We start from the raw sequence: 15,802 nt of genomic DNA on the forward strand, positions 1-15,802 counted from the left end.
TTAATTTAGCGCCTTCGCCGTTGCAATATCTGCCCCCATGCAATACGGCCTGGAGTTTTATTTCTTTTTCACCCGTTTACTTTTTATGAAAAACAAAGTACTATCATTACTGCTATTTATTGCTTTTTTAGCACCCTGCAAACTATTAGCGCAGGAAAATCAATTTTCTGGATGGACAGCCGTATTTCATACGCAGCGGTTCTCTAAGCACTGGGGGGCATCTTTCGACGGGCAATTCCGGTCGGCAAACCATTTCGATTATCTGCGAAATATCTTGCTGCGCCCGTCCATCAATTATTATTTCGACAAAAATAAAATGGCGGCTTTGGGCTATGCATACGTCACTACCAACGGCCGTACCGCCACCGGTGAAAAAACTTTCCGCCCCGAAAGCCGTATCTGGGAGCAATTGATCATCAATACTAAAATTGGTAAGATCAGCACATTACAACACCGTTTTAGGTTAGAACAGCGTTTTTTAGGCAATACCACCAACCTAAACAATCATTACTTTTCGCAGCGTTTACGGTACTTTGCACGGGCTGTGCTCCCCTTTAAGCATGATTCTACTTTTACCCAGGGCCCTTTCATTGCCTTGCAGAACGAGGTGTTTGTAAATGTCCAGAATAAGGACAAGGTGAATAAGCATTTCTTTGATCAGAACCGGGCTTATGTAGCTTTTGGTTACCGTATCCGCAAGGAAATTGATGTTGACCTGGGCTATATGAACCAGTATACCAAACAGGCCGAAGCTTATACCATAAACCATATTTTACAATTAGCTTTTTATACCAGGTTTTAAAAATCATCGAAATAAGCACGATAAATAAGCGTTAAAGATTTTTATTAACTTGGCATTATGCCCACACTCAGTAATGATCAGCATATAAGGCAACTGGCCAGTTTAGAACTGCTTGCGCGGCAAGTGGTGGAGGGGTTTATAACCGGTCTGCATCAAAGTCCGTTTCATGGGTTTTCGGTAGAGTTTGCCGAGCACAGGTTGTATAACAATGGCGAATCGGTTAAGAATATCGACTGGAAACTGCTGGCCCGTACCGATAAACTTTTTGTAAAACAGTTTGAGGAGGAAACTAACCTGCGCTGTTATCTGCTGCTGGATACCTCGTCATCCATGAACTTTCCCGAAACGGGGATGAACAAGCTGCAATTTTCGGTTTATGCCATTGCATCCTTAATGTATCTTTTCAAAAAACAGCGGGATGCATTTGGGTTATGCCTGTTCTCTGATAAAATGGACTGGATGAGCCCTGCCCGCTCTACATCGGCCCATTTATTTTACCTGTATGCCGAGCTGGAAAAAATGTATAACAACCCGAAAGAAAATACGGGGACAAATATATCGCAGGTATTGCACCACATAGCCGGCGAGATCCATCAGCGATCGATGGTGATCATATTTAGTGATATGCTGGAGAATAGTTTAAATGCCGATAAAATGCAGGCTTTATTTGCTGCCATACAGCACTTGAAATATAAAAAACATGAGGTAGTAATTTTTAATGTCACCAGTAAACAACAGGAACTCGATTTTAACTTTGATAACCGCCCGCACCATTTTGTTGATATGGAAACCGGTGAGCAGGTGAGGGTACATCCCAATAAAATAAGAGATAGTTACCGTGCATCATTACAGGAATATCGCCACCAGTTGGAACTTAAATGCGCCCAATATCATATTGATATTATTGATGCTGATATTAACCAGGGCTACAATGAAATTTTAAGGGAATATCTTATAAAACGAAACAGGATGATCTAAGCATCCGTATTAATTTTGTTTATACCAGATCAATATTAAACAGCAATTTTAAGAGGTCAACTGTAAAGCTGATTTCTTAAAGACATAACGACAACTAATTATACCTTGCAAAAGGTTTATTAAATAATAAAAATCAATTCACCTATAATGGTGTTAATGAATTAAACGTATTTTATACAGTATGAGACTTTCCATTGAAAGAAAACCCATAAGAGTAAATCCAGATCCTAAACGTGTTATTGCAAGATTTTTTTTCAACGGAAATGAGCGCGCCAAGGAGGTTTTACAACGTGTAATGAGTATAAGCGAAGAGACTGCATTTGGCATTGTATCGCCGTTATTGCAGGAATATTCTAAGCGTCACCGTAATATAACCCGGGTTTTAAACCGTCATTGCAGCAAGCTAAAACCCTTATTTGCCGAACTTGAAATTGATTTTGACACCCTTACAGTTAATCGTAAGCTGCTTATAGGCTCCTACTTTACACATGAGTACTCTATTGAGTCGGCCGCGTTCTTTAACCCCTCAATAATTGAAGATCCTGACCAAACCGAACTGGAAGAAGGACAAAGGCGTGTGGTTATCAGTTTCCGCGCAGTGGGCGAAGGGCACATTTCATCTATTACCTTTCGCAGGGCTTTAATTGATAAATTTAATAACATTACTGTACTGCCTGCCGGTAATTATATTGATGAGGCCGAGATTGTACGCAACGCGGTTTACAATAAAAAACTGTTTTTTGATAAGGCAGCTATCACCCAGATCAATATTGATGTATTAAGCGAACTGGAAGCGAAGCTTGATCATCATTTTGAGTACTCAAACCTGCGCCGCATTATTCTTGATTCGCAAAAGCTGCAGGAAAGCGATATGAAAAAGCTGGAGTACGATAAGGTACTTTGGCTGGCCGATTCATACTACGAAATTGTGTTTTCACTGGATACCGATATATCTGACAGGGTTATTTTCCCTATATCTGAATACGAGCGCAAGGGTATTGAGGATGCCCGTTTTGTACAGTTTGTTAATGACGATGGCAGCTCGGTTTACTACGCTACCTATACAGCTTACGATGGCTCATTAATAATGCCCAAGCTGTTGCAGACTAACGATTTTTACAACTTTAAAATAATGCCTTTATACGGGGCAGGGGCGCAGAACAAGAACCTGGCGCTGTTCCCGCGTAAAATAAATGGTAAGTATGTGATGATATCCCGTATTGACGGGTGCAATAACTACATTATGTACTCTGATAAAATAAATATCTGGGAAAAACCCGAACTGTTACAACAGCCAAAGTTTACCTGGGAATTTGTACAGATAGGTAACTGCGGTTCGCCAATTGAAACTAAGGATGGCTGGATAGTGATTACCCACGGTGTAGGCCCAATGCGCCGTTATGTGCTGGGTGCAAGTCTGCTAAAGCTTGATGACCCTGCTATAGAGATTGGCCGCCTTAAAGAGCCGCTATTGATCCCTAACAGCGATGAACGCGAGGGCTACGTGCCAAACGTATTATATTCCTGCGGATCTATTGTGCATAACAATAAGCTTATTATTCCTTACGGAGTATCAGATTCATCAACCGCATTTGCCGAAGTTGACCTGGATGAGCTTTTAGCCAAGTTTAAAGAAGACGGGATAGATTAATTTATTGTTTTGGAGCAGCGTGATCAGGGCGGATATTAAAAATATTTTTTTCAAAAAAGTCGTTTTATAAAATTCTTATCGATTACAAATGCAGCCTGTAGTCAGTGTTATCACAGCACTACTATTTGCATGCAAAGGTTGGTGATAACACCGACTTCGGGCTAATTAATAATTAATTACCGGGCCATCTAAATTAAAGAAGGCCCGGTAAGCAACTATTTTGTAAACCGGATATTATTTAAAACATCATTTAATAGTGCTTCAGCTTTTGATCGGTCTGCAATATTATATTCCATTTCACCCGCCTGTGTAAGTGTCTTTGACTCATTCTGATAGTAAAAACGGTAGTAGCCTTTATCATTAATCTTATAATTAATAATTAGTACCTGATTTTTACCCATGTTCTTAATGCTTGAAGTATAGCTGTTATTTCCATGCCGTTTAAGTAATGAATAAAGCTCATCCAAGAAATTCTTTTTCCTTGGGAAATCGTTATTCATAGCGTCAGTATTTACAATAAATAGCCCGATTGAAATGTTTTCTGTTTTGTAAACGTCCGGGGGGCCTGTATATTTAAGAGGCCGGTTTGTTACTTTAAATTGTGGTATCGCCTCAACTTGCTGTTTAGATAGTTTATAAACGCCATCTGGCAAGGCAATTTTCACGAAATCACGGGTATGAATTAGCTGCGCATCGCAGTTGATAGCACTAATTATAAATAACGCGAATAATACAAATGTTTTTTTCATTTTTTAATTAATTATGGACAATTAATGACAATAATATTTCCGTTGGCATCAACGCCAACTATAGCAAAACCTGTAGATCCAGCCGGTGCTTGGTATAAAGTAACAGCTCCTTCAAAGATATCCTCAAACGCTTGGATGCTTGCTGAACTTTCGCTTAAACCATTATCCATATATCGAGCAACTTCTGCCAAAAATGTATTGTCGTAAGCATCTTTATCATTGTTAAATTGATCATGCATTTGGCCTAATATTCCCCAATTACTAACGGTTACCACATATGTGGCAGTGCCCGAAACTATAGTTGAATATGCATTGTTCAGATAAAAGCTTTTACTGGATGCGCTTGCTGAAATAAAATCTGAATTATTCAAATTACTTACTAGCTTAAACACATCATCAGGAGATGGGCCGGCAGCCTGGTGACGATGGACTGAGCCTATAGCGTAACCATCGATATCGTTCCATGTGAAATTTGGCTGCCAGGAATCAGATCCTCCTCCTGAGATTGATGTGGATTTAGAATTGCTTGACAATGATGGGGAATTTAACTTTATATCTGATCCCCATTCGTTTGTACCTGGTTTAGCTAATACATCGGCATTTTTTGTTTGGTTATTAGCATCTGCAAATTCTTGCTTTCGCCGTTTCATTTTAGCGCAAGGATCTTCTGGCGGTGCCGGAACGGCACAAGGGCTGGTGCCACCGCCTCCGCCACCATCGCCGGGCAACAAATTAATTTGTTTACCATTAACAGATTCTACAGTTAAAGGTGGGCAATCTGGCGGTGGTGGAGGTGGGGGGAAAGTTTCTCCGCCGCCACCACCACTACCACCACTACCGGTACCGCCGCCACCTGTGGCGATACACTCAATTGTGTAGCTTACACTATAACTGTAAGTACAGGTAGTACTCGCGTTTGCACCTTCTCCGGCCGTTACACATTGAACGGTTACAGCTGTAATAGGGTAAGAATAACAGTTTATATCTACAAGGTTTACTTTTGGGGTATTTACTGATTGTATACCAATTGTTGTTTCCTTATTAATGGATATTGTTTTTGTAATTACACCTTTGTTATATCTCCATCCGGCTAAAAACTCTCCTTTAGGGGTAAAATAAAGCAGCCTGCCACTAAAATTTGGATCTTTATTTTTATAGGTATTGATGGCTACTTTAGAAAAATTGCCATTTACATAGTTAGTGTCTGCTATTATCACCATAAACCAGGAGCGGAATTTTCCGGTACTATCTTTAGATACTACGTAAGATGTTTTGGTGTAATTGCTTGCCAGGTTAATTTTTGTTGTATCAATAACATTTACTACAAAAGCTATTATTGAATTTGCTAAAGGCATTTCAATAATAGATTCTTTGTTCTTTTTATATATGGCAGCTTTACTCCAATCGGGCCCAACACCATCACTCCACTTTCTTTTATTACCGGTTGAAGCAGGTTTAATTGTGTTGTTGGTTAATGCGGTTACAGGATAAGTGGCTTCAAACCAGTTTTTCGCTTCAGATAAAACAGGGTCGTTTTCTCCCGGTTGTACAATTGATTGAGCAAGTTCTTTTTTGCAGCTATAAATTATTAATGCAGAAAGAAATAAAAGTAATACAGAACGTAAATTTACTTTTGATAGTTGAGGCAACTTAATTTTCATTGTAGATTGTGGTGGTTGAGGTTGCAGTTAAACTTTTTTACAATGTTTAACCACGGCGCAATATACAACAATACCATATGCAGAACCATACGTATAACTACCTGTTTTTAAAAATAGGTAGTTATACGTATGTATGTCATCTGAAGGGAATAAGCAGTAACTGCCTAACCCAATATCCGCTTATACAATTCAAAGTAATCGGCTGCCATTTTTTCTTTGGAGAATTGTGAGTTTGCCCATTCAAAGCAATCTTTCCGGTTTATGCTTTTAAGCTGATCAATAGCATCAACAGCTTCATCAACCGTGTTCACTAAAAAGCCGGTTTTCTCCTGCTTAATTAGCTCAGGCATCGAACCTCTGTTAAAGGCGATAACAGGTGTACCGCAAAGCATAGATTCGGCTACGCTCATGCCAAATGGCTCGTTAAAATTGATGGGGTGCAGCAATGCAGTGGCATTACCTAAAAGGTCGTTGCGTTTTTCTGGTCCGGCATGGCCAATGTATTGGATCTGGTCATCTAAAAAGGGTTCAACCTTTTCTTTCCAGTAATTTTCATCCTGGATGATACCGGCTATTAATAATTTTCGTTTGCTTTTTTTAGCTATCTCAATGGCTTCGGCCGGGCCTTTATCATGGTGGATACGGCCAAAATAAACCAGGTAATCGTCAGGTGTTTCGGTGAAGGTAAAATCATTGGTATCCAGCCCATTGTAAACCGTCGCCATATAATCTAACTCCGGACTGCGGTCGGCATTACTGATGGATACATAATGCCCGCGTGAATTGTACTTTTTGTAAACAGGTATGATCCTTGGCGATGAGAAACCATGAATTGTAGTTATCATCGGCGTTTTTATGAGCCCGGTATAAGTAAGCGGTAAAAAATCGAAGTTATTATGGATAATGTCAAAATCGCCCGCCTGTTCCATCAGGTTACTGATGTGCAGGCACTCCAGTACTTTCGCGTCCTGGCTGCGGTCTTCTTCGTAACCTTGTTTACATATAAACTTTAAAGCACCTGCGGTAATGGAATCGCCGGTGGCAAATAGGGTAACATCAACCCCCAGTTTAATCAGGCCTTCTGCAATGTTTGATGATACCTGTTCCCACGGGCCGTAATGCCTGGGCGGTGTGCGCCAGGCAACGGGTGCTAATATGGCTGCCCTCATCTTAGCACAATTTTATCTGTTGATCCATTTTGTTGTACTCGTATTCCAGCTCAAATGCTTTTAAAACAGTTAAGTGTGATATGAGATAGGCCAGCGTACTTTCGGCACCCTGGTTACGGTTAATGCCTGTTGGCAGCAACCCGTCACAGCAACCCTTGGTTTCGTGATCATACAATGGTGCACGCAGTGTATTTTCGCCCAGGAACCATTTATAGCTCAGGAACATTTTCTCAATATACTGTGGCTTGCGGAAGATCTGGTATGCTTGATAATGCATCAGCACCATGGCCATTGTCTCTATTGCCTGCTGATCATATACCGGGTATTTACCACCGCGATGATACCAGCCATCATTACCAACCGGACTTAAATATCCATTAGATAAAGTGAGCTTATCCAGGAAAGCCATTGTGTTTAAAGCGATCTCCTTGGCTCTTTCATTGCCGGTAATTTCGCAGGAGTGCAACAAGGCTAACGGTAGTATGGCATTATCATAGGTCATTTTATCCTCAAACCATTGCCAATCTTCAGATTGGTTGTTTTCATATGCATCAATAAGCGGCTGGGTTAACATTACCAGTTCCTGCACCATTCCTTCATCAGTGGGGAAAACCTGGAGATACAGGCTTACGCCAATTATGGTATTACCAACTCCCCTAAGGTATTTAAGCGCTTTAAAATGTTTTACAGATTTGTGGAAGATCTCTAAAGCAAATTCCCGGTACGAATTGCTTGCCGCGCAGCTTATCAAATGTCCTAACGACCAAATGGTACGACCAAAAGAATCTTCAGAACCTACTTCATCCAGGTATTGCCTGCTAAAGCTTAAAAAGTTACGGAAGTTGCCATCCTCCGTTTGCATATAGTGGATATAGCTTAAGTATATGGGCAATAACCTGAATGCATCTTCGCTTTTATTACGCTGGTAGGCCATTAAAGCCATAATTAGCGCGCGGGCATTATCATCAAGGCAATAGCCCTCTTTTAAGTTTGGTATACCATATTTAGCATGCTGAACAATCCCGGTATCATCTGTTAAACGCAGAACGTGTGTAAGGCTGAATTTTGGCAGTATCTCCGGGTCAACAATGCTGTTCTTTAATATCTTATCGCTAAAATCGTGGCTGTCAGTGGCTTCCTGCGCTACTTTAATATATTCGGCGCCAATAACCGGCCAGCGCAAATGCAGGCCGTATTCATATGCGTTCTCTTTTAACTCATCAAGCACAGCTTCATTATCTAACAGGTCGTTTACAATATCAGCAAGGCCATCAGAATCTTTAAAATCGAATAAACGGCCGCGGCCATTGTCTAATAGTTCGGTAGCATGCCAGTATGGGGTTGAAACTACAGCAGCACCTGCACCAATGGCGTATGATAATGTACCACTGGTTATTTGCGCCTCATTTAAATAAGGGGTTACGTAAATTTCAGTTGCAGTAAGGTAGTCTATCAATTCATTCTCGGCTACAAACTGATTAATGAACGATAAATGCTGCGAAACCTTTAGCTGTGCGGCCAGGCTCTTTAAATGATCGCGGTATTCTTCACCTGAACTTTTAATAACACCGGGATGGGTGTTGCCCAATACAACATACATTACATCCGGGTGCTTCGCAACAATCTTAGGCAGTGCCATAATAACGGTTTCTAATCCTTTGTTACGGCTTAGCAACCCGAAGGTTAATAGTACCCGGTGGTTTTTGAATTGGCTTAAGCTTTTAACCGGGTTAACTTCTGGTGCTTCTAAATCGGGTACGCCATGTTCTATGATCTGTATCTTTTCGGCAGGGACATCGTAAATGCTGGTTAAAAAATCAACTGCCCGCTTGCTCATCACTATTATTTTTGATGATTGTTCGGCAATTTCGCGTATAATAATGCGCTGTACGTAGCTTGGGTCTTTTAAAATGGTATGTAAAATAGATATTAAAGGTTTCTCTAACCTATTAATGAGCGGTAAAATATAAATGCCGCTTTCGCCGCCAAAAATTCCAAATTCATGCTCCAAAATACAAGCGTCTACATTGCTGGTATTAATATAATTTGCAGCATGTATATAATCTTTTTGATGGTTTTGGCGAATAACATACTTAACATCCGCAGGGTACTCATACTCCTGCATATTTTCAGAATCATTTAATGCCACCACAAAACCACCATCGAGCAGGTTCTTTCTGTTGGGAAAATTGGCGTCAATAGCAAGTTTAAGGTTGGTATTAAATGTAGCGATTCCGCATTCGCGGGGAGGGTAAGTTGAAATATAAGCTATTTTCATGTTTGAGTGCAAACTGTTATTAATATTATAACGTATGATAATTACGTATCAGCATCTTAACATGACTTTAAAACTATGCAGTATTGACCTGTTAAATGATATTTACAGGTTTAAAAGACATGTTAAGATGCAGGTACGTACTATATGCATAAACTATACCAATTAACTTTTGTAAGCGTGTAAGGAACTTATTACACAAGAATTACGCAAATGAAACGTGGGAGATGTTGTTTCCGCTAAAAAGAAGTGTTGGTTTCAATAGCCTCTGTTATTACGCGGCAGGCAGATATAATTTCCTCATTGGTAATAATAAGCGGGGGAGCTAAACGCATAGCATTGCTGCAATGCAGGAACCAATCGGTAATTACACCATTGGCTATACAGGTATCAATTATTTTTTTGTTAAGATCGAAGCTTTCAAACTCCAATGCCAGCATTAAACCTTTGCCCCGGATCTCTTTAATGGCAGGATGGATGAGGTGCTGCCTGATAAGTGTTTCTTTTGCCGCTACTTTTTCTACCAGCTGTTCGTTCAGTAAAACTTCTAAAGCTGCAAGGCCGGCCGCACAACAAACCGGATGGCCGCCAAAGGTAGTAATGTGCCCCAGGATAGGGTTTTCTTTTAAAGCCGACATGATAGCCGTTGAAGCTATAAAAGCCCCCACAGGCATGCCGCCGCCAAGTGCCTTGGCCAGCAACAAAATATCAGGCACAATATCAAAATGCTCAAAAGCGAATAGTTTACCCGTACGGCCAAATGCGGCCTGTATCTCGTCAAGTATCAGTAAGGTTCCCGTTTCGGTGCAGCGGTTGCGTAAGGCCTGCATATAAGCAACATCCGGAACACGTATCCCTGCTTCTCCCTGTACGGTCTCGATGATAACACATGCCGTTTTATCCGTGATCAGTTGCAGGTCATCATAATTGTTAAGGCTTATAAAATTTACACCGGGTAACAAAGGGCGATAAGCCTGTTTAAAGTCCTCATTGCCCATAACGCTCAAAGCACCGTGCGTGCTGCCATGATAGGAGTTATGGAACGCAACTATCTGCTGCCGCCCGGTAAAGCGTTTGGCCAGCTTTAAAGCACCCTCAACAGCCTCGGCACCCGAGTTGGTAAAATAAACAGATTGTAAGTTATCCGGCAGGATAGAAATGAGTTTCCCGGCAAAGCGTACTTGCGGGGTTTGCACATACTCGCCATATACCATCAGGTGCATGTACTTATCAACCTGATCTTTTATAGCACTAATTACTTTTGGGTTGCCATGCCCTAAATTGCTTACCCCAATGCCGGATATCAGGTCAATATAACGTTTGCCTTCGCTATCATACATGTACACGCCGCCGGCCCGTTCAAATTCAAGCAGCAAAGGGAAATTGGTTGTTTGTGCGTTGTTGTTAAGAAAAAGCTGGCGCAGGGTGAGCATTTGGTAAGTGGTGAATTTTGAATTAGTGAATTAGTGATTGAGTGGATTAGCGAATAAAAATAATCAATGTTGCAATGAATAAGAATATAATTCGTACTCACTAAATCATTAATTCAAAAAATCACTAATTGTTAGTTCCCTGCCCTGATGCTGCGTTCGCTAAGTTGTTTGATCAGCTCGTCGGTAAATTCACGTTCGCTTTTATAAAGCTCACTTACTTTTTCGGCAGGCAGTATTTTTAAAAACTCATCCCGATAATGTTTTCTGATAGCTACCATCTGGCTATCGTAGGAGAGATCTTTATCAATTTGCTCGGTACCGTTGGCTTGCGAACTGGAATTGTTTAAGCGTTTTAAGATCCGTACGGCGGTTAGTTCCTGCTGGTACTGGTTGTATAATGGCCAAAACTTACGCGATTCCTCATTCGTAAGCGCCAACTGCTGAGCAATAAATCTGTTGCGGGCGGCATCAAGCTTAGGATTACGCTTGGCGACCCTTAAATTAGCATTGGGCGCAGGTGTACGGCGAAAATTACTGCGCATATTATCTCCTTGCGCAAAAACATCGTCGTTACCAGAGCCAATGATAATTAGTACAAAAAACAGATATCTGAGCAGTTTATTCATGAACAAGTATTATTAATTATTGATATCGATATAATCCTGCAGATCGGCATCCAGGGCTTGTGTATTAATATCTTTATCATTTTCCATCATACCATGTGTATCAGTTGCATCAATGTGCAGCTCAAGGTAATTCTTTATTTCATCAACCGGGATATCCGATAGCTGTGTATGCAAATAAGTACTTGTATGTGTAACAGGGGCCGCCGCCTCTCTTAAAAACACACCCGCACCAACTATAAGGGCAAGGCATGCAGCAGTGGCATATTTAAATGTATTTGATGCAAACAACTTGCGCACAATAGTTTTGCGCACAACTACATCCTGGTTAATAGTTCTATTTAATATATTTTTATTAAGCTCTTCAAAATAGTTAGCAGGAACTGTAAATTCACCTGTGTTTATTTCCAAAATTTTTTCAACAGCTATCCTGCTGCTTATTTGCTGCTCCAGGTTGTTAAAATAATTCTCCGGAACGGTAAAACCTGTACTTTCGCTATTAACTGCCGCCTCTACATTTATACGGCTTTGAATATTATTGGTAAGTTGCTCAAAATAATTGGCAGGGACGGTAAACCCAGCCTGCTCCTTATCAACGGCGCTCTCAATGTTGATCCTGCTTTGAATATTTGCATTAAGGGTATCAAAATAATTTTCAGGGACAGTAAAGCCCTGTGCCGGATTGGCCGTTTTTAATTCTTCTAATTTAACAAGGGATAAAATGCGCTGGCCGGCTTCTTCAAAATAGCCAACAGGCACTGTAAACGGGTTGTTTTTATTAACCTGTTTAAGTGACATTTCTTCGTCAGCCCATTCGTTATGCTCCATATCGCTTTTCATACTCTCTTATAGATGAATAAAATTGCCAAAGGTTTAATGCTAATTTAAAAATTAATCAGTTGATAATATAAACGCCTCAATTTTTTTCACGGCCAGGTGAAATGATGCTTTTAAAGCGCCAACGCTGGTGCCCAGTACATCGCTCATTTCTTCGTATTTCATATCATCAAAATACTTCATGTTAAAAACAAGGCGCTGTTTATCGGGCAGTGTAAGTATGGCCTGCTGCAGCTTCTTTTGGATCTGGTCGCCGCTAAACTGGTCTGAGCTTGAAAGGGTATCGGCTAATTCATAATCTACATCATCAAGCGAAATGTTGTTTTTCTGCTTTTTCTTATTCAGAAAAGTGATGCATTCGTTTGTAGCAATGCGGTACATCCAGGTGTATAACTGGGCATCGTTACGAAAACCGGGCAGGTTTTTCCATACTTTAATAAATACATCCTGAACCAGGTCATCGGCATCGTCATGATCAATAACCATGCGGCGCACATGCCAGTATATTTTTTGCTGATACTTTTTTAGCAACAAGTTAAATGCCTCATTTCGAGTCGTATCTTCCCGAAATTTGCTTAGTATCTCTTCGTCTTCTACCTGAATGGACATCTATTAAAATTTATTCTTCTTAAATAAATATATCGCGTTTTTGTTTTAGATATGTTTGAATGACAATTATCCAATCAGATCTAAAACCTGTTGTGACGATGCTTTTGTATCCACCTTATCAATAATTTTATCAATTACGCCATCGGCATTAATTATAAAAGTTGTGCGGGCAGTACCCATATACTTTTTACCGTACATGTTTTTTTCAACCCAAACGCCATAAGCCTCAACAATGCTATGATCAGTATCGGCTATAAGTGTAAAGGGTAGTTTGTATTTGGTCTCGAATTTTTTGTGCGATTTTTCATCATCAACACTCACGCCTATTACCTCGAAACCCTTGCCTACCAGTGATTGATAATTATCCCTGAAATCGCAAGATTCGGCAGTGCAGCCCGGGGTGTCATCTTTTGGGTAAAAGTAAAGGATCACGTTTTTGCCTTTAAAATTGGCTAATGATACAGCTTCACCGTTCTGGTCATTCGCTGTAAAATTTGGAGCCTTATCGCCTTGTTTAAGAGTTGCCATTTTTTTACCTGTTAAATTCTGCAGTATAGGTTGATGTATTATTTTTACTATCAATCACCACCAGTTCAAAATTATGTTTACCGGGTGCAATATCGGCATTAAAGGTATAACTTAATACTTTTGTTTTATAGCTCCACTCCATCAACACCCATTTGCCATCTATTTTTCCTGCATAACTTTTTACACCAGACAGGTTATCACCTATCCTGAAATTAATGGCCTTTGCCAATCGCATATTTTTGCCGTTGACAATGTTGAGCGGTTTAATAACAGGTGGCACAGTGTCTATTTTTATATAATAATCGCCAAAAGTACGTGCAACTGCTTTCACGTATCCATCCTCATACATGCCGCCAATGCTGCCCGAAGCCGCATTTATAATAACGGCTTTATCAGCATACGCGCCCAGGTTAATATCGGGTTTTATCCATAGGTCATAACCATCATGTATTGGGGTAAGGCGGTTGTGAATGCGGTGAGTTAAAGAAAATGCACCGGGTTTTACAGGCTGTGCCGAATAAATAAAATCAAGGTCATCATATAAATTACCTGGCATTATGGTTACTTTAACCTTATCATTACTAAACTCACTCTTCTGATCGAAATGCATTAGTTTGCCCACGGGCTTATCAGGGATCATATTGCCCGGCGAAGATTTTACCTTAAGCGTTAACGACGATGTATTACCAGCAACATCTTTTACCACGTACTCCACCTCGTGCTCGGCATCGTCATTAAAAGCTATAATACCATGATTAATAGACTGCGGATACAACGAAATGCGGCTGCCCGGCAATATAAAACACTTTTGCATCCAGCGCCTTGAGGTTAAAAAGGCAGGGTAATCTATATAAGCGTTTATAGCACGTGTTTGGTCAAAAGCAAAGCGTTCAACAGCAAAGGTGTATACGGTTCTGCCATCCAGTTTTAATTCCAATGAATAAATACCATTTCGGTTCATTGATGCGCTGTTCATATCGGTAGCCCCAATACCAAAACCAATATTACCGCTTAGGTTAAGTACCTGTGGTTTAAGCAAACGGTAATGGCCGGCAGCGCCGGTGACAGCTAAGAATGTTCGTGGTGTTTTCTCGCTGAAAGGATTGCCGTTTAAATGATAAATGCCAATGCTGGTAATAGACGGTGGTATTTTATCAGGAATTGTAAGGCCGAACAATTGGGGGTTAATGGTTTCTTCGGTTACGGTATCCCTAAGCTCAAAATGCAAATGCGGGCCTGCGGAAGCACCCTCATTACCTGATACGGCCACTACATCATCTTTACAAACATGGAATAAGCCGGGTGGAACAGGAATATCAGCCTCAAAAGTTTGATTTTTATACTGATAATCACGAATGTATTTGGCAACCTCGGGACTAAAACTGGCTATGTGGCCATAAACAGAAGTATAGCCATTAGGGTGGGTAATATATAATGCATGGCCAAAGCCGCCGAACTGGATACGCAAGCGCGATACATAGCCATCAAAAACGGCATGTACCGGGTAACCCGTACGGTGGTTAGTTTTAAAATCGAGCCCGGAGTGGAAATGGCCGGGCCTTAATTCTCCAAATGAACCAGCTGTGATGGGTGGCAGATCAAGCGGGTAACGGAAATAGTTTTTTGGATATTGTTTGCTTTGGATAGGTTCCTGAGCCTTTAAACCGCCGGTTAATCCAAAAAGAAAAAGAATGGTTGTTATTGCAAGCGCTGTATAATTAGTTTTTGATATATGATATGATCTCTTTTTGTTTCCCGTTCGGATTGACATGCTCTTATTTATTTTAGAAATTAACTAAGGTTGATAGTTAATATTTCTCGTAAAGACACTAACAAACAAAAGCTTAGCGCTTTACGAGATTTATGTGGCCAGATTTATTTTACGTAAAAATCAAGGAGTTTCTCTTCTTCCAAAAAACCTTCCAGCCTGTCGCCTATGTTTACTTTGGCAACTCCCTGTGGGGTGCCGGTAAAAATAAGGTCGCCTTTTTTTAAAGTAACATATTGCGATACAAAGGCAATTATACGCTCAAACGAAAACAGCAGGTCTTTGGTATTGCCCTGTTGCTTTGTCTCTCCGTTAACATTAAGCTTAAAGTTGATATTATATATATTGGCAAATTGCGCTTTTGGTACAAAGTTGCTCACCGGGGCAGAGCTGTCAAATGCCTTTGCCAGTTCCCAGGGTAGTCCTTTTTCTTTATGTTTGGTTTGAATATCGCGGGCGGTAAAATCAATCCCTAAAGCAACTTCCTCAAAGTAGTTAGCTGCGAATTTTTCGCTGATGTGCTTACCCTCTTTACTCACCTTTAATACTATCTCAATTTCGTGATGAACATCCTGCGAAAACTCTGGATGATAAAAAGGTTTATTGTCTTTAAGCAGGGCGGTATCAGGTTTCATGAAAATTACAGGAACGCTGGGTACCGGGTTATTTAATTCTTTGGCATGCTCGGCATAATTGCGGCCAATTGCTATTATCTTCAT

Annotated in this window: 15 protein-coding genes; 4 read left to right on the forward strand and 11 right to left on the reverse strand. The window is 40.5% G+C overall.

Features of this window, described 5'->3' with window-relative positions; all coding sequences use genetic code 11:
* Positions 1-85 precede the first annotated feature (85 nt).
* The 3 genes from WC743_RS11305 (at position 86) to WC743_RS11315 (ending at position 3,431) form a co-directional block, all read left to right on the forward strand.
* Positions 86-802 carry a DUF2490 domain-containing protein gene (locus WC743_RS11305; RefSeq protein WP_373012090.1) on the forward strand — a complete coding sequence of 239 codons (717 nt, stop codon included), beginning with the start codon at positions 86-88 and terminating at the stop codon, positions 800-802.
* A 57-nt stretch (positions 803-859) separates the two neighbouring features.
* Positions 860-1,780 carry a DUF58 domain-containing protein gene (locus WC743_RS11310; RefSeq protein ID WP_373012091.1) on the forward strand — a complete coding sequence of 307 codons (921 nt, stop codon included), beginning with the start codon at positions 860-862 and terminating at the stop codon, positions 1,778-1,780.
* A gap of 181 nt (positions 1,781-1,961) precedes the next feature.
* The gene (locus tag WC743_RS11315; protein ID WP_373012092.1) at positions 1,962-3,431 is read left to right on the forward strand and encodes a glycoside hydrolase family 130 protein; all 1,470 of its coding nucleotides are present in this window, start codon (positions 1,962-1,964) and stop codon (positions 3,429-3,431) included.
* Between the two features lie 215 nt (positions 3,432-3,646).
* On the opposite strand, the gene WC743_RS11320 is transcribed toward WC743_RS11315, so the two are convergent.
* From WC743_RS11320 to WC743_RS11335, 4 genes are all read right to left on the reverse strand, one after another.
* Entirely contained in the window at positions 3,647-4,180 is a 534-nt protein-coding gene (locus WC743_RS11320) for a hypothetical protein (protein WP_373012093.1), read from the reverse strand.
* 11 nt (positions 4,181-4,191) lie between these two features.
* On the reverse strand, positions 4,192-5,841 hold the full coding sequence (locus WC743_RS11325) for a hypothetical protein (protein WP_373012094.1): 1,650 nt from the start codon (positions 5,839-5,841) through the stop codon (positions 4,192-4,194).
* 164 nt (positions 5,842-6,005) lie between these two features.
* Positions 6,006-7,010 (reverse strand): glycosyltransferase family 4 protein, encoded by a 1,005-nt coding sequence (locus tag WC743_RS11330; protein ID WP_373012095.1) that lies wholly within the window; start codon positions 7,008-7,010, stop codon positions 6,006-6,008.
* 1 nt (position 7,011) lies between these two features.
* On the reverse strand, positions 7,012-9,288 hold the full coding sequence (locus WC743_RS11335; protein WP_373012096.1) for a glycosyltransferase: 2,277 nt from the start codon (positions 9,286-9,288) through the stop codon (positions 7,012-7,014).
* A 34-nt stretch (positions 9,289-9,322) separates the two neighbouring features.
* On the opposite strand from WC743_RS11335, the gene WC743_RS11340 reads away from it, so the two are divergent.
* Positions 9,323-9,454: a hypothetical protein gene (locus tag WC743_RS11340; protein ID WP_373012097.1), complete on the forward strand. Its 132-nt coding sequence runs from the start codon at positions 9,323-9,325 to the stop codon at positions 9,452-9,454.
* Positions 9,455-9,524: 70 nt separating this feature from the next.
* On the opposite strand, the gene WC743_RS11345 is transcribed toward WC743_RS11340, so the two are convergent.
* From WC743_RS11345 to WC743_RS11375, 7 genes are all read right to left on the reverse strand, one after another.
* A complete protein-coding gene (locus tag WC743_RS11345) occupies positions 9,525-10,718 on the reverse strand; it encodes an aspartate aminotransferase family protein (RefSeq protein ID WP_373012098.1) in 1,194 nt (397 codons plus the stop codon).
* Positions 10,719-10,849: 131 nt separating this feature from the next.
* Positions 10,850-11,344, reverse strand: coding sequence for a hypothetical protein (locus WC743_RS11350; RefSeq protein WP_373012099.1), 495 nt, complete (start codon positions 11,342-11,344; stop codon positions 10,850-10,852).
* Positions 11,345-11,356: 12 nt separating this feature from the next.
* The gene (locus WC743_RS11355; protein ID WP_373012100.1) at positions 11,357-12,181 is read right to left on the reverse strand and encodes a hypothetical protein; all 825 of its coding nucleotides are present in this window, start codon (positions 12,179-12,181) and stop codon (positions 11,357-11,359) included.
* Positions 12,182-12,232: 51 nt separating this feature from the next.
* Positions 12,233-12,787: an RNA polymerase sigma factor gene (locus tag WC743_RS11360; RefSeq protein WP_373012101.1), complete on the reverse strand. Its 555-nt coding sequence runs from the start codon at positions 12,785-12,787 to the stop codon at positions 12,233-12,235.
* Positions 12,788-12,853: 66 nt separating this feature from the next.
* The gene (bcp, locus tag WC743_RS11365) at positions 12,854-13,315 is read right to left on the reverse strand and encodes a thioredoxin-dependent thiol peroxidase (RefSeq protein WP_373012102.1); all 462 of its coding nucleotides are present in this window, start codon (positions 13,313-13,315) and stop codon (positions 12,854-12,856) included.
* A 4-nt stretch (positions 13,316-13,319) separates the two neighbouring features.
* The gene (locus WC743_RS11370; RefSeq protein ID WP_373012103.1) at positions 13,320-15,086 is read right to left on the reverse strand and encodes a M23 family metallopeptidase; all 1,767 of its coding nucleotides are present in this window, start codon (positions 15,084-15,086) and stop codon (positions 13,320-13,322) included.
* A 104-nt stretch (positions 15,087-15,190) separates the two neighbouring features.
* Complete coding sequence (locus WC743_RS11375) at positions 15,191-15,802, reverse strand: fumarylacetoacetate hydrolase family protein (protein ID WP_373012104.1); 612 nt, start codon at positions 15,800-15,802, stop codon at positions 15,191-15,193.

The sequence above is a fragment of the Mucilaginibacter sp. genome (assembly GCF_041660805.1).
GTDB lineage: Bacteria > Bacteroidota > Bacteroidia > Sphingobacteriales > Sphingobacteriaceae > Mucilaginibacter.